This is a genomic window from Streptomyces sp. NPDC088732 (genome assembly GCF_044751205.1).
Taxonomy (GTDB): domain Bacteria; phylum Actinomycetota; class Actinomycetes; order Streptomycetales; family Streptomycetaceae; genus Actinacidiphila.
The window spans coordinates 206,889-226,194 of the sequence record NZ_JBIVLI010000015.1 but is presented as its reverse complement, the minus strand read 5'-3'; the positions used below and the strand labels follow the sequence as shown (position 1 = coordinate 226,194).

The 19,306-nt window shown below is 73.9% G+C and carries 22 protein-coding genes; 14 read left to right on the top strand and 8 right to left on the bottom strand.

Annotation, left to right across the window (positions count from 1 at the left end; translation table 11 throughout):
- Positions 1-183 precede the first annotated feature (183 nt).
- From ACIP9H_RS25530 to ACIP9H_RS25500, 7 genes are all read left to right on the top strand, one after another.
- Positions 184-591 (top strand): hydrogenase maturation nickel metallochaperone HypA, encoded by a 408-nt coding sequence (locus tag ACIP9H_RS25530; protein WP_401961034.1) that lies wholly within the window; start codon positions 184-186, stop codon positions 589-591.
- Positions 592-596: 5 nt separating this feature from the next.
- Positions 597-1,304, top strand: a complete 708-nt coding sequence (gene hypB / locus ACIP9H_RS25525; protein WP_401589514.1) for a hydrogenase nickel incorporation protein HypB — start codon at positions 597-599, stop codon at positions 1,302-1,304.
- Positions 1,304-3,736, top strand: coding sequence for a carbamoyltransferase HypF (hypF, locus tag ACIP9H_RS25520; protein WP_401961031.1), 2,433 nt, complete (start codon positions 1,304-1,306; stop codon positions 3,734-3,736). Before hypB ends, hypF begins: the two co-directional genes overlap by 1 nt.
- Complete coding sequence (locus ACIP9H_RS25515) at positions 3,690-4,004, top strand: HypC/HybG/HupF family hydrogenase formation chaperone (protein WP_401589518.1); 315 nt, start codon at positions 3,690-3,692, stop codon at positions 4,002-4,004. Before hypF ends, ACIP9H_RS25515 begins: the two co-directional genes overlap by 47 nt.
- Positions 4,001-5,125 (top strand): hydrogenase formation protein HypD, encoded by a 1,125-nt coding sequence (hypD, locus tag ACIP9H_RS25510; RefSeq protein ID WP_401589521.1) that lies wholly within the window; start codon positions 4,001-4,003, stop codon positions 5,123-5,125. The genes ACIP9H_RS25515 and hypD overlap by 4 nt, the downstream gene beginning before the upstream one ends.
- Position 5,126: 1 nt before the next feature.
- A complete protein-coding gene (gene hypE / locus ACIP9H_RS25505) occupies positions 5,127-6,194 on the top strand; it encodes a hydrogenase expression/formation protein HypE (RefSeq protein ID WP_401590138.1) in 1,068 nt (355 codons plus the stop codon).
- Between the two features lie 115 nt (positions 6,195-6,309).
- The gene (locus ACIP9H_RS25500) at positions 6,310-6,681 is read left to right on the top strand and encodes a low affinity iron permease family protein (RefSeq protein WP_401961028.1); all 372 of its coding nucleotides are present in this window, start codon (positions 6,310-6,312) and stop codon (positions 6,679-6,681) included.
- Positions 6,682-6,690: 9 nt separating this feature from the next.
- Here ACIP9H_RS25500 and ACIP9H_RS25495 read toward each other — a convergent pair whose 3' ends face one another.
- On the bottom strand, positions 6,691-8,736 hold the full coding sequence (locus ACIP9H_RS25495) for a phosphocholine-specific phospholipase C (RefSeq protein WP_401961026.1): 2,046 nt from the start codon (positions 8,734-8,736) through the stop codon (positions 6,691-6,693).
- Positions 8,737-9,002: 266 nt separating this feature from the next.
- On the opposite strand from ACIP9H_RS25495, the gene ACIP9H_RS25490 reads away from it, so the two are divergent.
- Positions 9,003-9,464: a DUF5709 domain-containing protein gene (locus tag ACIP9H_RS25490; RefSeq protein WP_360909492.1), complete on the top strand. Its 462-nt coding sequence runs from the start codon at positions 9,003-9,005 to the stop codon at positions 9,462-9,464.
- A gap of 4 nt (positions 9,465-9,468) precedes the next feature.
- Here the strand turns inward: ACIP9H_RS25490 and ACIP9H_RS25485 are convergent, their stop codons facing one another.
- Positions 9,469-11,064 (bottom strand): MFS transporter, encoded by a 1,596-nt coding sequence (locus ACIP9H_RS25485; RefSeq protein WP_401961023.1) that lies wholly within the window; start codon positions 11,062-11,064, stop codon positions 9,469-9,471.
- Between the two features lie 121 nt (positions 11,065-11,185).
- On the opposite strand from ACIP9H_RS25485, the gene ACIP9H_RS25480 reads away from it, so the two are divergent.
- Positions 11,186-12,226, top strand: coding sequence for an MsnO8 family LLM class oxidoreductase (locus tag ACIP9H_RS25480; protein WP_401961020.1), 1,041 nt, complete (start codon positions 11,186-11,188; stop codon positions 12,224-12,226).
- Between the two features lie 211 nt (positions 12,227-12,437).
- Positions 12,438-13,598, top strand: a complete 1,161-nt coding sequence (locus ACIP9H_RS25475; RefSeq protein WP_401961017.1) for a serine hydrolase domain-containing protein — start codon at positions 12,438-12,440, stop codon at positions 13,596-13,598.
- Positions 13,599-13,628: 30 nt separating this feature from the next.
- On the opposite strand, the gene ACIP9H_RS25470 is transcribed toward ACIP9H_RS25475, so the two are convergent.
- The 3 genes from ACIP9H_RS25470 to ACIP9H_RS25460 all read right to left on the bottom strand — a co-directional run bounded on the left by ACIP9H_RS25470 (position 13,629) and on the right by ACIP9H_RS25460 (position 15,069).
- Positions 13,629-13,847 carry a hypothetical protein gene (locus ACIP9H_RS25470; protein ID WP_401961015.1) on the bottom strand — a complete coding sequence of 73 codons (219 nt, stop codon included), beginning with the start codon at positions 13,845-13,847 and terminating at the stop codon, positions 13,629-13,631.
- A 113-nt stretch (positions 13,848-13,960) separates the two neighbouring features.
- Positions 13,961-14,200, bottom strand: coding sequence for a DUF397 domain-containing protein (locus ACIP9H_RS25465; RefSeq protein WP_401961013.1), 240 nt, complete (start codon positions 14,198-14,200; stop codon positions 13,961-13,963).
- A 5-nt stretch (positions 14,201-14,205) separates the two neighbouring features.
- Positions 14,206-15,069, bottom strand: a complete 864-nt coding sequence (locus tag ACIP9H_RS25460; protein WP_401589539.1) for a helix-turn-helix domain-containing protein — start codon at positions 15,067-15,069, stop codon at positions 14,206-14,208.
- 124 nt (positions 15,070-15,193) lie between these two features.
- On the opposite strand from ACIP9H_RS25460, the gene ACIP9H_RS25455 reads away from it, so the two are divergent.
- Positions 15,194-15,628 (top strand): ATP-binding protein, encoded by a 435-nt coding sequence (locus ACIP9H_RS25455; protein ID WP_401589541.1) that lies wholly within the window; start codon positions 15,194-15,196, stop codon positions 15,626-15,628.
- A 271-nt stretch (positions 15,629-15,899) separates the two neighbouring features.
- Positions 15,900-16,070, top strand: coding sequence for a hypothetical protein (locus ACIP9H_RS25450; RefSeq protein WP_319660588.1), 171 nt, complete (start codon positions 15,900-15,902; stop codon positions 16,068-16,070).
- 84 nt (positions 16,071-16,154) lie between these two features.
- On the opposite strand, the gene ACIP9H_RS25445 is transcribed toward ACIP9H_RS25450, so the two are convergent.
- The 3 genes from ACIP9H_RS25445 to ACIP9H_RS25435 are packed head-to-tail and all read right to left on the bottom strand — an operon-like array spanning position 16,155 to position 17,437.
- Positions 16,155-16,532, bottom strand: coding sequence for a (2Fe-2S) ferredoxin domain-containing protein (locus ACIP9H_RS25445; RefSeq protein WP_401961009.1), 378 nt, complete (start codon positions 16,530-16,532; stop codon positions 16,155-16,157).
- Complete coding sequence (locus ACIP9H_RS25440; protein WP_401589545.1) at positions 16,529-16,915, bottom strand: PPOX class F420-dependent oxidoreductase; 387 nt, start codon at positions 16,913-16,915, stop codon at positions 16,529-16,531. The genes ACIP9H_RS25445 and ACIP9H_RS25440 overlap by 4 nt, the downstream gene beginning before the upstream one ends.
- Before the next feature lie 9 nt (positions 16,916-16,924).
- On the bottom strand, positions 16,925-17,437 hold the full coding sequence (locus ACIP9H_RS25435; RefSeq protein WP_401589548.1) for a GNAT family N-acetyltransferase: 513 nt from the start codon (positions 17,435-17,437) through the stop codon (positions 16,925-16,927).
- Between the two features lie 69 nt (positions 17,438-17,506).
- Between ACIP9H_RS25435 and ACIP9H_RS25430 the strand changes: the two genes are divergently transcribed.
- Positions 17,507-18,307 (top strand): exodeoxyribonuclease III, encoded by an 801-nt coding sequence (locus tag ACIP9H_RS25430; protein WP_401589550.1) that lies wholly within the window; start codon positions 17,507-17,509, stop codon positions 18,305-18,307.
- Between the two features lie 355 nt (positions 18,308-18,662).
- Positions 18,663-19,286, top strand: a complete 624-nt coding sequence (locus tag ACIP9H_RS25425; protein ID WP_360909516.1) for a GntR family transcriptional regulator — start codon at positions 18,663-18,665, stop codon at positions 19,284-19,286.
- Positions 19,287-19,306: the final 20 nt, after the last annotated feature.

Below are 19,306 nucleotides of genomic sequence, written 5' to 3'. Positions count from 1 at the left end.
CCCCAGGGCGCGCGCCCCGCCCGCCGTGACGCGCTCCAGCCACCCCCGGCCCTGGTGCGGCCGCCGGGGCCCCCCCCGCGGGGCGGGGGGGGGGGGGGGCGGGGGCCCCCCCACGACCGGCCTGTAATGGATCGGCGCGGCAGCCGGGGGCCCGGCCGGCACCCCACACCGGAGAAGAGGCCGATGCACGAGATGTCCATCGCGATGGCGGTGGTGGAGCAGGTCGAGGAGGCCGCCGCCCGCCTGGCGGCCGGCGGCACCGCCCCGCCGGGCGTGCGGGAGGTCCGGCTCCAGGTGGGTGAACTCGCCGGTGTACTGCCCGACTCCCTGTCCTTCTGCTTCGACCTCGCGTGCTCCGGCACCGTCCTGGAGGGCTCGGCGCTGTTGACCGAGACCGTGCCGGGCCGGGCCCGGTGCGAGCCCTGCGACCACGAGTGGCCGACCGGGCTGCCCCCTCGGCTGGGCTGCCCGCGCTGCGGCGCGGGCGCGTCGGAACTGCTGTCCGGCCGCGAACTGCGCATCACCGAGGTGCGGTGGGCCGGCCCCCTCTCACCTGAACCACCCTCCGCACCACTCGCGAAGGAGCGCTGACCGCCATGTGCAAAGTCACCGACCTGCAGCAGGCCGTGCTCGCCAGGAACGAGCACGGCGCCCAGCACCTGCGGGAGGAGCTGGCCGGGCGCGGGACCGTGATGGTGAACCTCCTGTCCAGCCCCGGCAGCGGCAAGACCGCGCTGCTGGAGGCGGAACTGGCGCTGGCATGCCGGCGCGGCGTGCCGGTCGCCGCGCTCACCGCCGACCTGGCCACCGAGAACGACGCGGTGCGGCTGGGCCGTTCGGGCGCGCCGGTGCGGCAGGTGCTGACCGACGGGCTGTGCCACCTGGAGTCCGGGATGGTGCGCTCGCACGTCGAGGCGTGGCTGCCCGACGACACCCATCTGCTGTTCGTGGAGAACGTCGGCAACCTGGTGTGCCCGGCGTCCTACGATCTCGGCGAGTCGCTGCGTGTGGTCCTCGCGTCGGTCACCGAGGGCGAGGACAAGCCGCTGAAGTACCCCAGCGCCTTCGGGCTGGCGCAGCTGGTCGTGATCACCAAGTACGACATCGCGGCGGCCGTGGACTTCGACGAGCAGGCGTTCCTGGCCAACGTGGCCCAGGTGAACCCGGGTGTCGAGGTGGTCCGCACCTCGGTGCGCGGCGGCGAGGGCGTGGGCCTGCTGCTGGAGCGGGCGCTCGCGGTGCGTGCCGGGGCCGCGGTCCACCGGCCGGTGATGACGCGTACGGCCGTCGGTCACGCGCACTGATGGCAGGCCAGCCGGCCCCGGCGGCCGACGCCCCGGTGCAGCGCCGCAGGGTGCTGGTGCGGGGCGTGGTGCAGGGGGTCGGCTTCCGGCCGTTCGTGTTCGGGCTGGCGCGGGAGCTCAATCTGTCGGGGCATGTCGGCAACACCGGGGAGGGTGTCGTCGCGGAGGTCGAGGGCGCCCCCGCCGCCGTCGCGGCCTTCTGCCTGCGGATCGGCACCGACGCCCCGCCACTTGCGGTCGTCGAGTCCGTCTCGCACGCCGTGGTGCCGCTCACCGGCGGCTCGGGCTTCGCCATCGCCGCCTCGCGGGCGGGCGAGGGCGCCGCGCGGACGCTGGTCCCCCCCGACACCGCGACGTGCGGGGCGTGCCTGGCGGAGCTGCGGGACCGCGGCGACCGCCGCTTCCGCCACCCGTTCATCACGTGCACGCACTGCGGGCCGCGGTTCACGATCGTGACCGGGCTGCCCTACGACCGGGCCGGCACCACGATGGCCCGGTTCCCGATGTGCGGGGCCTGCCGGGCCGAGTACGAGGACCCGGGCGACCGGCGCTTTCACGCGCAGCCGGTCTCCTGCCACGACTGCGGGCCGCGGCTGCGGCTGCTGGTGCGGCGCGGGCACGGCACGGTGGAGGCGGCGGCGACGGATCCGCTCGGGGGCGCGCGGCGGCTGCTCGCGGACGGCGCGATCGTCGCCGTGAAGGGGCTCGGCGGCTACCACCTGGCGTGCGACGCGGGCGACGACACGGGCGTGCGGCTGCTGCGGCAGCGCAAGAACCGGGGCGACAAGCCGTTCGCCCTGATGGCCCGGGACCTCGCGGACGTGACGGGACTGGCCCATGTCGACGCCGCGGAGCGGGAGTTGCTCACCGGGGCGCGGCGGCCCATCGTGCTGCTGCGGCGGCGGCCGGACGCGGTGGGGGTGGCGCCGGGCGTCGCCCCGCGCGTCGCCGACCTCGGTGTCATGCTGCCGTACACCCCGGTGCACCATCTGCTGCTGGGACTGCCCGGGGACCCGCCGGGCCCCCGGCTGCTGGTGATGACGAGCGGCAATCTGGGCGGCGAACCGATCGTCACCGACGACGAGGAGGCCCTGCTGCGGCTGGCCGGGCTCGCCGACGCGTGGCTGACGCACGACCGGCCGATCCATGTGCCCTGCGACGACTCGGTGGTGCGGATCTGCGACGGCGGCGAACTGCCCGTGCGGCGCTCGCGGGGCTACGCACCCTTCCCCGTGCCGCTGCCGGTGTCCGTGGAACCGGCGCTCGCCGTCGGCGGCGACCTGAAGAACACCTTCTGTGTGGGCGAGGGACGGCACGCCTGGATGTCGGCGCACGTCGGGGACATGGACGACCTGGCGACGCTGAGCGCTTTCGCCGCCGCTGAGCGGCAGTTGGAGTCCATCACCGGGGTGCGGCCGGTCCTGCTGGCCGCCGACCGGCACCCGGGCTACCGGTCGGTGGGCTGGGCACGACGCGCGGCCGGCGACCGCCCGCTGCGGCAGGTGCAGCACCACCACGCGCACGTCGCGGCGGCGATGGCCGAGGCAGGGCTCGACGGGACCGCGCCGGTGCTCGGCGTCGCCTTCGACGGCACCGGCCACGGCGACGACGGCGCCGTCTGGGGCGGGGAGTTCCTGCTCGCCGACTACGACGGCTTCCGGCGCGCGGCCCACCTCGCCTACGTGCCGCTGCCGGGCGGGGACGCCGCGGTACGGCGGCCCTACCGGATGGCACTGGCGCACCTGCGGGCGGCGGGGCTGTCCTGGGATCCCGGGCTGCCGTGCGTGGCGGCCTGCCCGCAGCAGGAACTGCGGGTCCTGGCCACGCAGTTGGACCACGGCTTGCACTGCGTGCCCACGTCGAGCATGGGCCGGCTCTTCGACGCCGTCTCCGCGCTGGCCGGGGTGTGCCAGGAGGCCGGGTACGAGGCGCAGGCCGCCGTGGAACTCGAGGCCGCCGCGGTGGCCGCGGGCGAACTGCCGCGGAACGGCTACGCGTTCGCACTGCGCGAGGGCGGCGGCGTGGACGGCGCCACCGCCTGCGACCCCGGCCCGGTGCTCGCGGCCGTCGTCGCGGACCTGCGCCGCGGTGTGCCGGCGGGCGTCGTCGCGGGCCGCTTCCACCGGGCGGTGGCCGACCTCGTACGCCGGGTGTGCTCCGCCGTACGGAACCGCGACGGCACCGGGACGGTCGCCCTGAGCGGCGGCGTCTTCGCCAACGCGCTGCTGTCCGCCGCCTGCGCGGAGGCGCTGCGCGCGGACGGCTTCGAGGTCCTGCTCCACCGCCTCGTGCCGCCCAACGACGGCGGCCTGGCGCTCGGCCAACTCGTCGCCGCGGCCCGCGGCGACGGCCTGCGGACCCCCACCCAGAGCGAGGAGACAGCTGATGTGCCTGGCGGTACCCGGCAAGGTGCTGGAGATCGAGGAACGTGACGGGACCAGGATGGCGACCGTCGACTTCGGCGGCGTGATCAAGGACGTGTGCCTGGAGTACCTGCCCGACCTCCAGGTCGGCGAGTACGCCATCGTCCACGTCGGCTTCGCGCTACAGCGCCTGGACGAGGAGTCGGCGCAGCAGACGCTCGCCCTCTTCGGGAACCTGGGCCTGCTGGAGGAGGAGTTCGGCGACCCCTGGCAGCAGGCGGCGGCCGAGGCGGGAACCGCCCCGGCCGGCACCCCGGCGGCGGAGGCCGACCGGTGAAGTACATCGAGGAGTTCCAGGACCCGGACCTGGCCCGGCGGCTGCTGGACGACATCCGCGCGACGGTGACCCGGCCCTGGGCGCTGATGGAAGTGTGCGGCGGCCAGACCCACACCATCATCCGGCACGGTATCGACCAGTTGCTGCCCGAGGGGATCGAGCTCATCCACGGCCCCGGCTGCCCGGTCTGCGTGACGCCTCTGGAGGTCATCGACAAGGCCCTGGAGATCGCCTCCCGGCCCGGGGTGATCTTCTGCTCGTTCGGCGACATGCTGCGCGTGCCCGGCACCGGCCGCGACCTGTTCCGGGTGCGCAGCGAGGGCGGCGACGTGCGCGTGGTCTACTCCCCGCTCGACGCGCTGCGCGTCGCCCGGGAGAACCCCGACCGCCAGGTGGTGTTCTTCGGCATCGGCTTCGAGACCACCGCACCGCCCAACGCCATGACGGTCCACCAGGCCCGCAGGCTCGGCATCCGCAACTTCAGCCTGCTGGTCTCCCACGTCCGGGTGCCTCCGGCGATTGAGGCGATCATGCGGTCGCCGCAGGTGCGGGTGCAGGCGTTCCTGGCCGCCGGTCACGTGTGCAGTGTGATGGGCACGGAGGAGTACCCGGAGCTCGCGGACGGCTTCGGCGTGCCGATCGTCGTCACCGGCTTCGAACCGCTGGACATCCTGGAGGGCGTGCGCCGCACCGTGCGCCAACTGGAGCGCGGCGAGCACTCCGTCGAGAACGCCTATCCGCGAGCGGTCCGCCCGGAGGGCAACGCGGCGGCCAAGGCGATGCTCGCGGACGTCTTCGAGGTCACCGACCGCGCCTGGCGCGGCATCGGCGTCATCCCGGACAGCGGCTGGCGGCTCTCCCCGCGCTACCGGGAGTTCGACGCGGAGCACCGCTTCGAGGTCACCGGCATCACCACCCGGGAGCCGGCCGCCTGCCGCAGCGGCGAGGTGTTGCAGGGCCTGATCAAGCCGCACCAGTGCGAGGCGTTCGGCACCGCCTGCACCCCCCGCAACCCGCTGGGCGCCACGATGGTCTCCAGCGAGGGGGCCTGTGCCGCCTACTACCTCTACCGCCGGCTCGGCGGCACCAGCGCACCCCTGGAGGCGAGCCCCGTTGGCTGAGATCGCTGACACCCTGGCCGCGCCGGACTTCTCCGGCTGGACCTGTCCCGCGCCGCTGCGCGACCAGCCGCGGGTGGTGATGGGGCACGGCGGTGGCGGGACGCTCTCCGCCGAGCTCGTCCGGCACGTCTTCGCCCCGGCCTTCGGCGGGACGGTGCTGGCCCAGCTCGCCGACTCGGCGGTGGTGCCGCTCGGCGGCGCGCGGCTGGCGTTCTCCACGGACTCGTACGTGGTGCGCCCGCTGTTCTTCCCCGGCGGCAGCATCGGTGACCTGGCCGTCAACGGCACGGTCAACGACCTCGCGATGAGCGGCGCCCGGCCGGCCTTCCTGTCCTGCGGGTTCATCCTGGAGGAGGGCGTGGAGATGCCCCTGGTCGCCCGTGTCGCCGAGGCGATCGGCGCGGCCGCCCGCGCGGCGGGGGTCGAGATCGTCACCGGGGACACCAAGGTCGTCGAGTCCGGCCACGGCGACGGGATCTACATCAACACCGCGGGCATCGGGCTCGTCCCCGAGGGTGTCGACATCCGGCCGCAGCGCGCGGAGCCCGGTGATGTCGTCATCGTCAGCGGGGAGATCGGGGCGCACGGCGTCGCGGTCATGAGCGTGCGCGAGGGGCTGGAGTTCGACGTCGAGATCGAGAGCGACTGCGCCCCGCTGAACGGCCTCGTGGAGGCGATGCTCGCGGTGACGACCGATCTCCACGTGCTGCGCGACCCCACCCGGGGCGGGCTCGCCGCGGCGCTCAACGAGATCGCGGCCGCCTCCGGGGTCGGCGTTGTCATCGAGGAGCGGGCGGTGCCCGTGCCCTCCCCCGTCGCCAACGCGTGCGCGGTACTCGGCCTGGACCCGATGTACGCGGCCAACGAGGGCAAGCTCGTCGCCTTCGTCCCCCGGGCCCACGCGGACGGGGTGCTGGCGGCCCTGCGCGCGCACCCGCTGGGGGCGCGCGCCGCCGTGATCGGCGAGTGCGTCGAGGACCACGCGGGCATGGTCGTCGCGCGCACCGGGCTCGGCGGCACGAGGGTTGTCGACCTGCCGCTGGGCGAGCAACTCCCCCGGATCTGCTGACCGCTCAGGCACCCCCCGCCGGCGGTGGCGGCCGCCGGCAGGGGGTGGGCCCGGCCGTCCGGGGCAGCAGGGGGAGGACGCGGCGGTGCCGCAACCGACGCCCGAGGAGGACGGCATGACCTTTCAGCACCCGGTGGAACGGACCGACGAGCGCGGCCGCGGCGGCCGCTTCGAGCACCTGGCCGAGTCGGCCTCGAACTTCACGGCCTCCCCCGCCTTCTACGGGCTGTGCGTCGCCATGGTGACCGCCTTCGTCGTCGTGCACGTCCTCGGGGTGCCGCTGAACTGGCAGTTGTTCACCGCGGACGTGATGACGGCCGTCACTCTGCTCCTGCTGGCGCTGCTGAAGAACTCCGAGCGCCGCGCGGAGCACGCCCTCCAGACCAAACTGGACGCGATCGCCGCCGCCCTGCTGGAGCAGGGCGGCAGCTCGCACGAGGCGCGCGACGCGCTGCGCAAGGTGATCGGCATCCACGAGGAGGCCTGAGGGAGCGGGTCAGCCGGTGACGCTCACCGCGCCGGTCTCCAGGTGGCCGGTGAAGCGCCGCGACCAGGACGCGTCGGAGCCGACGGTGACCGTGAAGTCGTACCAGCCGGAGGAGTACGCGACGGCGTTGAACCAGTCGTCGGTGCTGCCGCCGGCGGGCACGGTGTAGGTCCAGGGACCGTCGGTGCGGTACTGGTTCGCCTTGATGGTGAAGGTGACGGCCGCGGCCGAGGTGTTGGTCATGCGGAACCAGACCGCCTGCTTGCCCGTGTCGGGCGCCGCCGCGTACGAGGGGACGACCTCGCAGGCCTTGCCCGTGGCCTTGGCGTCGCCGGTGAAGCGCCGCAGGAAGCGGTTGGGGCCGACAAGGGTCAGGTCGTACTTGCCGTCGCCGTAGCCGGAGCCGATGTTGAAGTAGTCGCTGCCGGTGCCGCCCGCGTCGATCGTGTACTGCCACGGCACACGGCTGCGGTAGGCGTTGGGGTGGATGGAGAAGTGCGCGGCGCCGGTGGCCTGGGACCCCTGGTTGCTCATGGCGATCCAGGCGAGGATCGTGCCGCCGCTGCCGAACTCGAGCCGGTCCAGGTAACCGTTCGGCTGGTACGGCAGCGCGCGGGCGGGCCGGGTGCCCGCCTCCTGGGCGGGCAGCGCGTTGGTGGTGGGCTTGGGGTTGGGCAGCGGCGCGCAGGTGCTGATGCCGATGACGGACGTCGCGGGCAGGGCGGGCAGGCCGCTCACCGGCGCGGTGAAGTCGAAGCAGCGGGTCAGGTCGCCGGTGACCTTGCGGCGCCAGTCGCTGATGTTGGGGCAAGCGGCGGGCGTGCCGAGGGCGGCGGTCCAGCGCTCCATGAAGCGGATGACGGAGGTGTGGTCGTACACCTCGGAGGACACCCAGCCGCCCCGGGTCCAGGGCGAGACGACGATCATCGGGACGCGGAAGCCCAGCCCGTACGGCGTGCCGCTCAGGAACTCCCCCGCGGTGCCGGCCGGCGGTGACGGCGGCGGGACGTGGTCGAAGTAGCCGTCGTTCTCGTCGTAGTTGAGGAAGAGCACGGTCGAGTCGAAGACCGCGGGGTCGGCGCTCAGGGCCTGCAGCACCTGGTGCACGAAGTGCGCGCCGTCCCCGGGCGGGGCGTAGGGGTGCTCGGAGAAGGCCTGGTTGGGGACGATCCACGAGACCTGGGGCAGGGTGCCGGCCAGTACGTCGGCCTTGATGGCGGCGACGATGTCGTCCGGGGTCGAACCGGTCACCCGCGGGACGGAGCCCATACCGCGGTCGTGCAGCGGGGTGCCGGCGGCGGCCTGGGTGAACTGCTTGAAGTACGCCAGGCCGTTGTCGCCGTAGTTGTCGTTCACGTTCTGGTAGACCCGCCAGCTCACCCCGGCGTTCTGCAGGGCCTCGGCGTACGTCTGCCAGGTCAGGCCCGACTCGTCGCCGCCGTCGTGGCTGGAGGAGTCGACCTTCCCGCTCCACAGGTACGTCCGGTTGGGGCCGGTCGCGCTCAGGGTGGAGGAGTAGTAGGCGTCGCAGATGGTGTAGGCGTCCGCGAGGGCGTAGTGGAAGGGGATGTCGGCCCGGGTCATGTGGCCCAGGGAGCGCACATTGCCGACACCGGACACCCAGGAGTCCAGGGCGCCCTTGTTCCACGCCGCGTGCTGGGAGGACCAGCTGTGCGGCAGGTCGCCGTTGCACTGGGCGAGCGTCTCGGAGTCGACGCCGCCGGCGGCGGGTGTGGCGCTGAGCCGCCACGGGTACTGGCGTCCGGTGCCGTTCGGCTGGTTGAAGACCGACTGGCCGCCGGACAGGGTGATCGTGGCCCGGTCGCCGAAGCCGCGCACACCCTTGAGCGTCCCGAAGTAGTGGTCGAAGCTGCGGTTCTCCTGCATCAGCACGACCACGTGCCGTACATCGGCGATGGTCCCGGCGGCGGCCGCCGCCGTCCGCTGCTGCGGCGCCGCGGCGGCGCCGCCCGCCTGCGTGACGGTGGCCCCCGCGGCGGCCCCCGCCGACAGGGCCACGAACTTCCGGCGACTGATACCCGTGATGCCCGTCATCCCACCGGTCCTTGTCGACTCGACGTCAGGTACGTGTGATCGCAGGCAAGGGTGCCGCCGGACCGCGCGGGGTGCCAGGGGTTGGCGGCGGCGGGCACCGGTCCGCCGGGTGAATGGATCGGGAACACCTCCGCGACCGGGCTTTTTACCGCTTTCGGGTGGCGTCCGGCGTCCGAACGGAAGAGTCTGGGAGGCAGAGGGGGCATGCGGCCCGCAGAGCGGCGCGCCGACGTCGGTGGTGGCGGCGCGTGAGCGAGGAGACGGACATGAGCGACAACGACATGGGTGACGAGGTCTACCAGCCGGACGGGTCCGAGGTGCAGGACGACGCCGGATTGCTGGAGCCCGAGGACACGCTGGACTACCACGGCGTCGACCAGGTGCTCGACGAGGGCTACTCACCGCCGGAGCGGCCCTGGGCGGTGAACAAGGCGGCCACCACCGCGGAGGGCCGCCTGCGGGGGGAGACGCTGGACGAGCGGCTGGCCGAGGAGCTTCCGGACCTGCCGTTCCCCACCGGTGACGGCATAGGCGACACGTGGGACACCGACGGCGAGCTGATCGACGACGAGGTCGGCGGGCCGCGCGCGGGCCGGCTGGTCGCCCCCGACGAGGGCGCGCACTACGAGACCGAGGGCATGGTCGCGTACGACATCGGTGTCGACGGCGCCGCCGCCTCCGCCGAGGAGGCCGCGATGCACCTGGTGCGGGGCACCGAGGAGTACTGACCGGTCAGGAGTCCCCGCGGGAATTCGGCGGCGACGACGGCGGGCCCGCTGCGGCGGGCCCGCACGCCGTGTCGTGCGGGCCCTTCGCGTCGCACTGGAGCGGCGGGGCCACGATCGCGCAGTGGTGGTGGAGGGGCGGCAGGTCCTTGGGGGCCGAGTCCGGCTCCTGCGGGCTCTCCTTCAGCACGTCCGAGCGGATGAACGTCCACGCCAGCACGGATCCCGCCACGAGCAGCCCGGCGCAGATCAGGACGGCGCGCCGGAAACCGCTCCCGAAGGCGGCCGGAATCTCGTACTCGTCACCGGACAGCCCCACCAGCAGCGGCAGCGCCGCCACGGACAGCAGGCCGGCCGCGCGGGCGACGGCGTTGTTCACACCGGAGGCCGTACCCGCGTGCCGCACGTCGGCCGCGCCGAGGACGGTCGCGGTCAGCGGGGCCACCGTGCAGGCGAGGCCGAGCCCGAAGACGCACACCGCCGGCAGGACGTCGGCCACGTACGAGGTGTCGGCGCCGATGCGCAGCATCAGCAGCAGTCCCACGGCGGAGACCGCGGGGCCGACCGTCATGGGGATGCGCGGGCCGATCCGCTCGGCCAGCCGTCCGGAGCGCTCGGACAGCGCCAGCATGATGATCGTGACCGGCAGCAGCGCCGAACCCGAGGCGAGCGGGGAGAACCGGGCCTCGGTCTGCAACTCCAGCACCAGGAAGAAGAAGACACCGCCGAGCGCGGCGTACACGGCGAACGTCACCAGGTTCGCGGCCGTGAACTGGCGGTTGGCGAAGAGGCCCGGCGGCAGCATCGGATGGCTGCTGCGCCGCTCGGTCCACACGAAACCGGCCAGCGCCGCCAGGCCCAGGAAGCCCGAGACCGCGACCGCTACGGGGGTCGCCTGATGGCCGCCCGCGTCGATCAGCGCGTACGTGATGCCGGCGAGCCCCACGGCGCCGAGCACGGCACCCGCCACGTCGAAGCCGCCGGTGGCGGACTCGTCCCGGCTCTCCGGGACGTGCCGGGACGACACCGCGAGCACGAGCGCCGCCATCGGCAGGTTGATGAAGAAGACCCAGCGCCAGCTGACGGAGTCCACCAGCCAGCCGCCCAGCAGCGGTCCGAGCGCCCCCGCGATGCCGCCGAGCCCCGACCACACGCCGATCGCGCGGGCCCGGTCGTCCGAGGCGAAGGACGACTGGATCAGCGCGAGCGATCCCGGTGTCAGCAGCGCGCCGCCGATGCCCTGGAGGGCGCGGGCGGCGATCAGCACATGGATGTCGGGCGCCAGGCCGCACATCAGGGAGGCGAGCGCGAACCACACCGTGCCGATCATGAAGATCTTGCGCCGGCCGAAGCGGTCCCCGAGGGCGCCGCCGAGCAGGATCAGCGCGGCCAGGGTGAGGGTGTAGGCGTTGACGGTCCACTGGAGCCCCGCCAGGGTGGCGCCGAGGTCGCGGCCGATGGTCGGGAGCGCGACGTTGACGACCGTGCCGTCGAGAAACGTCATGCCCGACCCGAGGACGACGGCGACGAGCACCCACCGCCCCGCCGGCTCCCCTAGCGTCAGCCCACCGGCCCGCTCTGTCGCGCGCGCGGCTTCCGTCATCGCAGCCTCCGGCCGTCCCCGCTGGTCTTCCCCGAGGCTACCCCGGCAGGGCAGCACCCGCGTGCCTCACCAAGATCTTAGAGCGCGGGAATCCGGGGCCGCGGGGGGCGTTGAAGGAAACGTGACCTCACCGCTGCCACCCGTGCCCTCACCTGCGCTTCCACCGTCCTTCCGGCTCTCGCTCCTCGACCGGTCCCCGGTGCGCAGGGGGCAGGAGCCCGCGCAGGCGCTGCGCGACACCGTGTGGCTGGCGCAGCGGGCCGAGGAGCTGGGCTACCACCGCTTCTGGGTCTCCGAGCACCACGGGGTGCCGGGCATCGCGGGTTCCGCGCCCGCCGTGCTGGCCGGGGCCGTCGCGGGGGCGACGTCCCGGATCAGGGTGGGCACCGGCGGGGTGATGCTCCCCAACCACCCGCCACTGGTGGTGGCCGAGCAGTTCGGGGTGCTGGAATCGCTGTTCCCCGGGCGGATCGACATGGGCCTGGGCCGCTCGGTGGGCTTCACCGACGGCGTGCGCAGGGCACTGGGCCGGGACGCGGGCGCGGCGGACGACTTCGCGGGACTGCTGACCGAACTGCTGGGCTACTTCACGGGCACCCCGGGCGGCGGCACGGCCGTGCACGCCCGCCCGCCGGAGGGCCTGCGCGTACCGGCGTTCGTGCTCGCCACGGGCTCGGGGGCGGCGCAGGCCGCGGCCTTCGGGCTGCCGCTGGTGATCGCGGGCCGCGACGAGGAGCGGATGCGGGCGGCGATCGACCGGTACCGCGCCGAGTTCGCGCCCTCGGCGTGGGGGGCGCGGCCGTACGTGGTGGTCTCCGCCCCGGTCGCGGTCGCGGCGACCACCGAGGCGGCGCGCCGGCTGCTGGTCTCCGAGGCCTGGTCGGCCGCGTACGCGCGTACCCATGGGGAGTTCCCGCCGCTGGGGCCGCCGGAGGAGATCCTCGCGGGCCCCATGACGGCGCGCGAGCGCGACCACTTCGAGGAGTCGCTGAGCGGCGGCATCCATGGCACGGAGGCCGAGGCCGGGGCGGCGCTGGCCGGGCTGGTCGCACGCACGGGGGCGGACGAGATCCTGGTCAGCACGGCCGGTTACGACCGCGGCGCCCTGCTGGACTCCCACCGCCGGCTGGCCCGGCTGGCGGGCCTGTCCGCACCGGCGTAGCGGTCAACAGGCGCGTCGGCGAAGGCCGTTGAGCACGTCGGCGCGCCCCCGTCGCTCACCCCGATGCCGACGGGCGGGTGCCGGGCCGGCGGTCGGCGGGGGCGTGCGCGCCGGGCGATCGCGGCCCCGGGCAGATCCCGCACCCCCACCGATGAGTTCTGCGCCGCCGGGCGGTCTGCCTTCCCGACCGTCCTTTCGCGAAGGTGGACCGATGACCGATCTGCACGACCTCCTCAGCCCGTACGTCGCCGACGGAACCGTGCCGGGAGCGGTGGGCCTGGTGGCCCGCGGCGACCGGACCGAGGTGGCGGCCGTCGGCGCGGCCGGTATCGCCGGCACAACCCCGGCCCCGGCCCCGATGGCCCGGGACTCGATCTTCCGTATCGCCTCGCTCTCCAAGCCGGTGACGGCCGCGGCGGTCATGACGCTCGTGGACGACGGGCGGCTCACGCTCGACGACCAGGTGGCGAAGTGGCTCCCGGAACTGGCGTCGCCGGTGGTCGTACGGACCCCGCACAGCCCGGTGGACGACGTGGTCCCGGCCGGACGCCCGATCACCGTGGCCGATCTGCTGGACGCGCGCGCCGGGTACGGCTTCCCCTCGGACTTCTCGCTCCCCGCCGTCGCCCCGCTGTTCGCCGAGCTGAAGCAGGGCCCGCCGATGCCCCAGCACGTCGCGGAGCCGGACGCGTGGATGGCGGCGCTCGCGCGCATCCCGCTGCTGCGGCAGCCGGGCGAGGCCTGGCTCTACAACACCACGTCCGACATCCAGGGCGTGCTGGTCGCCCGGGTCTCGGGGCGGTCGCTGCCGGAGTTCCTGGCGGAGCGGATCTTCGAGCCGCTCGGCATGAAGGACACCGGCTTCGCGGTGCCGCGGGGGGAGCTCGGCCGCTTCACCTCCTACTACCGGGCCGACCAGCCGGGCGGGCTGCAGCTCGTCGACGCGCCGGACGGGCAGTGGAGCAGCGTGCCCGCGTTCCCGTCGGGCGCCGGCGGGCTGGTGTCGACCGTCGACGACCTGCACGCCTTCGGCCGCATGCTGCTGGGTGGCGGAAGCACGGGCGGCCGGCGGGTGCTGTCGCCTGAGTCGGTGCGGCTGATGACGACCGACCGCCTGACGCCGGCCCAGCGGGACGCCAGCCCGCTGTTCCTGGAGGGCCAGAGCTGGGGCTTCGGCGGATCGGTGGACGTCGCGGCCGTCGAGCCGTGGAACGTGCCGGGCCGCTACGGCTGGGTCGGCGGCACCGGTACGGCGGCGCACATCGTGCCGTCCACCGGCGCGGTCACCGTACTGCTCACCCAGCGGGAGCTGGCCGGGCCCACCCCGCCCGCGCTGATGCGCGACTTCTGGCGGTACGCCGCGGGGCACTGAGGCCGCCGCGGCGTCGGCGACGTCGACGGCTCAGTCGTCGTACGGGTGGGTGGGACTCGCCTCCAGGGTGTGGGTGAACAGGGCGAACTCCACCAGCCCGTCGGCGGCGGTGGTCACGCTCGCGGGGCGGGTGCCGGGGAAGCGCGAGGCGATGAGATCGGCGACGCGGTGCGCGGTCGCCGCGTCGGCCGCGGTGATCCGTACATGGGCGACGCCCGGCTCGTACAGCGGTCCGATGTCATCGGCCATGGTGATGCTCCCCTTGTCCCGTCCGTCCGGCGGATCACCGCCGGAGACAGCCCGTTGGTCGCCGCGGTTGCCCGCGCGGGCCGTTTTCACTCGAAGTGGTCATCCGGGAGGGCTCAGGACAACAGGAAGTCCGCCTTTCCGTCCTTCGCGCCCTGGATGAACATCTTGATCTCGAGGTCCGTGTAGATGAGCGCCGGCCCGTCGGGGTCGGTGGACTGCCGCAGCGCGACCCTGCCGTCCGCCAGTTTCATGGCTTCCACGCAACTTCCCCCGTTGCCGCCGCTCCACGGCTTGTGCCAGCCCTCGGTTCCGAGGTCCTGGGCACTCATGCCGTTGTATATGCGGTCGTCCATGTTCGTCAGATCTCCTTGCGGATGCCATCGAGGATGGCTGCGGTGCTGTGTGCGGGCGAGGCCTGCGCGCACATCCGGTCCAGGGCCTCCAGGAAGAGCGAGACGTCGTTCCGGTCGTCCAGGTAGGCGGCGCCGACCAGGCTCTCGGTGAAGACGACGTCCGGCAGTTCCTGGATCTGGAACCGGAAGATGTGGAAGGGCCCGTACATCGCGGGGTGCGGGCCGGCGGTGAAGGGCATGATCTGCAGCCGTACGTGCGGGAGTTCGCACGCCGCCACCAGTCGGTCGAGCTGGGCCCGCATGACGTCGGCGCCGCCGATGTGACGCCGCAGCACGGTCTCGTCCATGACCACCCACAGCAGCGGCGCGCCGGGGCGGCACAGCAGCGCCTGGCGCTCCAGCCGCAGGGCGACGGCGCGTTCGGTCTCGGCGGCCGGCGCGTGCGGGCTGCCGGCCCGGAGCACGGCGCGGGCGTACTCCTCGGTCTGCAGCAGGCCGGGGACGTAGTGCGGTTCGTAGGCGCGGATGGTGCCCGCCTCGGCCTCGAGGCTGACGAACGCGCTGAACCAGGAGGGCAGGACGTCCCGGTAACGGTGCCACCAGCCGGGCTGGTTGCCCTCGCGGGCGAGGTCGACGAAGGTGTCGGCCTCGGCGCGCTCCACCCCGTAGAGCGCGAGCAGTTTCTCGACGTACGGGATGCGCAGGCCGACCTCGGCCTTCTCCATGCGGCGGACGGTGGCGTGCGTGACGTCGAGGGCCCGCGCCGCCTGCTCGTACGAGACCCCGGCCTTCTCCCGCAGGTGGTGGAGTCGCTTGCCGAGAATGACGCGCAGGACGGTCGGCGCTCCGCCGGCCCTGGCCTCAGCCACGATCCCTCTCTCCCATGGCAGCAGTGTGCCATGTCAGGAATGGAACCGACACCCTGTACTGGCGAATGTGCAATTTGCAGAATGGCCCTTGCCTTCTGTGCAAGCTCTGGCCATAGTTACCCGTGTGCTTCATGCCCTCAGCGCCCGGGACACCTTCCGGCTTCGCCTCCCGGCGCACGCCTCGTCGGTCGGGATCGCCCGCCGCCAGGTGCGGTCGACGCTGGGCCACTGGGGCCTGGAGGCGGTCGGGGACGACGCCGGGCTCGTCGTCACGGAGCTGTTCACCAACGCGGTGCTGCACAGCGGGAGCGAGCACGTCGCCTGCGTGCTGTGGACCGCGGGCGGACTGCTGCACGTGGAGATCGTCGACGAGGGCCGCGGCGACGCCGGCCCGCTGAGCCGCCGCGCGGCGGACGCCGACGAGAACGGCCGCGGACTCGCGCTCGTCGCCCATTTGGCCGAAGGCTGGGGTGTCAAACCGCCCACCCGTGGTACCGGTCGCGCGGTGTGGGCGACCCTTGCCTGCGGGCGCGTCGGGGCCTCCCGGCGCACGGGCTGACGCCTGCCGCGACCCGCACTCCGGTCGCGTCGCGGCCAATTGGCTGGTGGCACCCCGCGGGCGGGCTTACGCTGGGGGTCGACGGAACGGCCCCTGGGCGAGCATCACCGACCCACGGCCTCCGCCCCGGGAGGAGCCCGCCCACCGCGGCCCCCGCCCGGTTCCGCAACCGGCGCCACCGCGTCCGCTCAGCCCATCAGCCCGACCGGGCGTAGGCGTCCGGCAGCGGCCGGGCCCGGCGTCCGGCTCACCCGACACGAAGGAGTGCGCGGTGACACCCGAGAAGTCAAAGCGGAACCAGCTCCCCAAGGAGCCCGACGATCAGCCCAACCCGCAGCGGGAGGTGCGCAATCTGGACGTCTGGGCCAGGTCCGCGCCGATCCTGCTCGCCGGGTACGAGGACGATCTGAACGAGCTGCACATCCTGCGCAGCATCGACTGACCCTTCGCCAGGGCTGGTTCCGGGCCGTACGGGCAACGACGCCCGTGCGGCCCCTCCTTGCGTCCTCGCGCCGCGAGGGCGGCGTCACCGGCCGCCCGGGCGGTTCGGCGGGCTGATGGCGTACAGCTCCAGCACCGCCGGCGGAGGAGCGATCCCCGGGCCGCCGGCCCGCACCCAGGCCGTGATGTCCTGGGCGGCGGCAGGGTCGTTGACAAGGCCGAGCCAGACCGGACGGCCGCCCGCCCTGCGCCCCTGCGGCGACGGCTGCACGACCACGGCGTTGGCCTGCTCGCACACGTCGAGGCAGTCGGTGACCCGCACCCGGCACACCCCGTCGAGCGCGTCGGTGAGGCCGGCCAGTTGCGCCGCGTGGTCGACGCCCGGCACCTTCTCCGTACCGCAGCAGCAGTCGCGGCAGACGCTGACCGTGCAGACGCCCTGCCGCGCCGGAAAGGCGCTCACGCGAGGGTGATCCGCAGTCCGACCGTGCCCCCGCGGCCGCGGCGCAGCCGGCTGCCGAAGACGGTGACCCAACCCACCAGACCGTACTTGCGGGCGACGAGCGAGCGGTAGCGCTCGGCGTCCCGCTCCCCCACGATCTCGGCACGGGCGGGCACCTGATCCCCCGTCGGATTGCCGCGCATGTCGCACGGGCCGACCAGGACGTCCGAACGGTTGCGGATCCGCTTGACCTTGCCGGAGTCGGCGGCCGTCCACGCCCCCAGGGCGTCGCCGTCGCGCACCACCCACACCGGGGTCGGCACCGTGCGGCCGTCCCGGCGGTAGGTCGTGACCAGGAGGTACTTCCCCGCCGCGAGACGGGCGGTCCCGCTGTCCTCGATCATGCCCCCAGGTTACGCGGGCAGGGCCTGCCCGGCAGCGGCCGGGCCGACTCCGAGCAGGGACTTGCCGAGGCACACACTGAGCGGACTGTCCTTGTAGTGACCGAACTTGACGACCGGCATGTAGCCGCAGGAGGTGTACAGGGCGATCGCCTCGGGCTGCATCGTGCCGGTCTCCAGCACCATGCGCGTGCGGCCCGCGGCGGCCGCGTCGCGCTCCAGTTCCGCGAGCATGCGCCGGGCCAGGCCCCTGCCGCGGGCCTGCGGGACGACGTACATGCGCTTGAGTTCGGCGTCGCCGTCCTCGAAGCCTTCGGGTGACGCGTCCTGCGCCCGCCAGCCGCCGGTCGCGACGGGCGCGCCGTCAAGGTAGCCGAGCAGGAAGCAGCCGCAGGGGGCGTCGAAGTGCGCCACGTCCAGTGGGGTGTCGTCGGGGCCGCCGTAGCGTTCCACGTACTCCTGCTGGACCTGCGCGGTCAGCAGCACGGCGTCGGGGTGGTCGTAGCGCGTCTTCCGGATCTGCACGCGCATATCGTACGTGCGTACGGAATCCGTCCGGCGGGAGGATCTCCGCCGACCGGTATCGTCCCCGTCATGCTCACCGTGACGACCGTGAATGTGAACGGGCTGCGCGCCGCGGCCAAGAAGGGGTTCCTGCCCTGGCTGGAGGCCACCTCCGCCGACGTGGTGTGCCTCCAGGAGGTGCGCGCGGAGCCCGGCCAGCTGCCGGAGGAGGTCCGCGCGCCGCAGGGCTGGCACGTGGTGCACGCCCCCGCCGCGGCCAAGGGCCGGGCCGGGGTCTCGGTGTACTCGCGCCAGGAACCCGAGGCGGTGCGGATCGGCTTCGGCTCCCAGGAGTTCGACACGTCCGGCCGCTATGCGGAGATCGACCTGCCCGGCGTCACGGTCGCCAGCCTCTACCTGCCCTCCGGCGAGGTCGGCACCGAGCGGCAGACGGAGAAGGAACGCTTCATGGAGGAGTTCCACGCCCACCTGGTCGCGCTCCGCGAGAAGAGCGCCGCCGGCGGCCGCGAGGCACTGGTCTGCGGCGACTGGAACATCGCGCACACCGAGCGCGACCTGCGCAACTGGCGTGCCAACCAGAAGAACGCCGGCTTCCTGCCGGAGGAGCGCGCCTGGCTGTCGCGGCTGTACGACGGGGCCGGCTGGACCGATGTGGTCCGCCGGCTCCACCCCGAGGGCGAGGGCCCCTACAGCTGGTGGTCGTACCGCGGCCGGGCCTTCGACAACGACAGCGGCTGGCGCATCGACCTGCACGTGGCCACCCGCGGCCTCGCCGCCCGCGCCACGACCGCCCGCGTCGAACGCGCGGCCACCCACCCCGAGCGCTGGTCGGACCACGCCCCGGTCACGGTCGTGTACGCCCCCGCGTAGCGCCCCGCAGGGCGGCGCGTCGACCCGCCCGTGGTTACCCCCGGCCACCACCCCGAGCGCCGGCCGGACCACGCCCCGGTCGCAGTCGTGCGGGCCCCGGCACAGCGCCCCGCTGCCAGGTGCCGCCCGGCACGGCACTCCTCCGGCCTTCGGCCCGGGGGAGTCGTCGCATCGTCCGGGCAGGCCGACCGCGCCGGACCCGAGACGGCTCTCCGCCGTGCGATGAACCGCACCAGGGGGCACCCCCAACGGCAGCCGGGGAACCGACCTCCGGGCGGCAGCCGCGGCGGACAGGGCGGCCCGGCGGGCAACCGCCGTATCGTCTAGGCATCCGCCGTCGTTCCGAGGAGTCCGCATGACGCCCCCCGTCGTCCACTCGCTGCGTGAGCAGATCCGCGAGTACATCGTGGAGGGCATCGTCAGCGGGCGCTGGAAGCCGGGCGAGCGGATCGTCGAGCGCGGCATCGCGGTCGAGCTGGAGGTGAGCCAGACGCCGGTGCGGGAGGCGCTGCGCGAGCTGGAGGTCATGCGGCTGATCGAGTCGGCGCCGAACAAGGGCGTGCGGGTGCGCAACATGACGGCGGCCGACCTGGAGGAGATCTACCCGGTGCGGGCCGGGCTGGAGCAGATCGCGGCCGAGCTGGCGGCGCCCCGGCTGCGGGCGGACCTGTCGGTCCTGGAGGCCGAGGTCGCCCTGCTGCACGCCGCCGACCGGGACGGGGACGGGCAGGCCCAGGTGCGGCACACCGTCGCCTTCCACCGGGAGCTGGTGCGCGCGTCCGGCAACAGCGTGCTGCTGCACACCTGGGAGTCGCTGGGCATCGAGGTCTGGACGGCGCTGTCGATCCGCTGGCTGGGAACCCGGCAGCAGGCGTACGCCGAGGAGCACCAGGAGGTCGTCGAGGTCTTCCGGCGCGGCGACCCGCGGGTGGGCGAGCTGGTGAGGGAACACGTGCTCGGGTGCGCGCCACGCACCTGAGGCTCCACCGGGCGCGTTCC

What these genes read in the sequence shown, in the direction of transcription:
- ACIP9H_RS25495 (WP_401961026.1), bottom strand. Translation starts at nt 8,736, where the DNA reads ATGACGGGCATCACGGGTATCAGTCGCCGGAAGTTCGTGGCCCTGTCG.
- ACIP9H_RS25515 (WP_401589518.1), top strand. Translation starts at nt 3,690, where the DNA reads ATGTGCCTGGCGGTACCCGGCAAGGTGCTGGAGATCGAGGAACGTGAC.
- ACIP9H_RS25490 (WP_360909492.1), top strand. Translation starts at nt 9,003, where the DNA reads ATGAGCGACAACGACATGGGTGACGAGGTCTACCAGCCGGACGGGTCC.
- ACIP9H_RS25485 (WP_401961023.1), bottom strand. Translation starts at nt 11,064, where the DNA reads ATGACGGAAGCCGCGCGCGCGACAGAGCGGGCCGGTGGGCTGACGCTA.
- ACIP9H_RS25440 (WP_401589545.1), bottom strand. Translation starts at nt 16,915, where the DNA reads ATGATCGAGGACAGCGGGACCGCCCGTCTCGCGGCGGGGAAGTACCTC.
- ACIP9H_RS25500 (WP_401961028.1), top strand. Translation starts at nt 6,310, where the DNA reads ATGACCTTTCAGCACCCGGTGGAACGGACCGACGAGCGCGGCCGCGGC.
- ACIP9H_RS25470 (WP_401961015.1), bottom strand. Translation starts at nt 13,847, where the DNA reads ATGGCCGATGACATCGGACCGCTGTACGAGCCGGGCGTCGCCCATGTA.
- ACIP9H_RS25430 (WP_401589550.1), top strand. Translation starts at nt 17,507, where the DNA reads ATGCTCACCGTGACGACCGTGAATGTGAACGGGCTGCGCGCCGCGGCC.
- ACIP9H_RS25475 (WP_401961017.1), top strand. Translation starts at nt 12,438, where the DNA reads ATGACCGATCTGCACGACCTCCTCAGCCCGTACGTCGCCGACGGAACC.
- ACIP9H_RS25425 (WP_360909516.1), top strand. Translation starts at nt 18,663, where the DNA reads ATGACGCCCCCCGTCGTCCACTCGCTGCGTGAGCAGATCCGCGAGTAC.
- hypF (WP_401961031.1), top strand. Translation starts at nt 1,304, where the DNA reads ATGGCAGGCCAGCCGGCCCCGGCGGCCGACGCCCCGGTGCAGCGCCGC.
- ACIP9H_RS25465 (WP_401961013.1), bottom strand. Translation starts at nt 14,200, where the DNA reads ATGGACGACCGCATATACAACGGCATGAGTGCCCAGGACCTCGGAACC.
- hypB (WP_401589514.1), top strand. Translation starts at nt 597, where the DNA reads ATGTGCAAAGTCACCGACCTGCAGCAGGCCGTGCTCGCCAGGAACGAG.
- ACIP9H_RS25530 (WP_401961034.1), top strand. Translation starts at nt 184, where the DNA reads ATGCACGAGATGTCCATCGCGATGGCGGTGGTGGAGCAGGTCGAGGAG.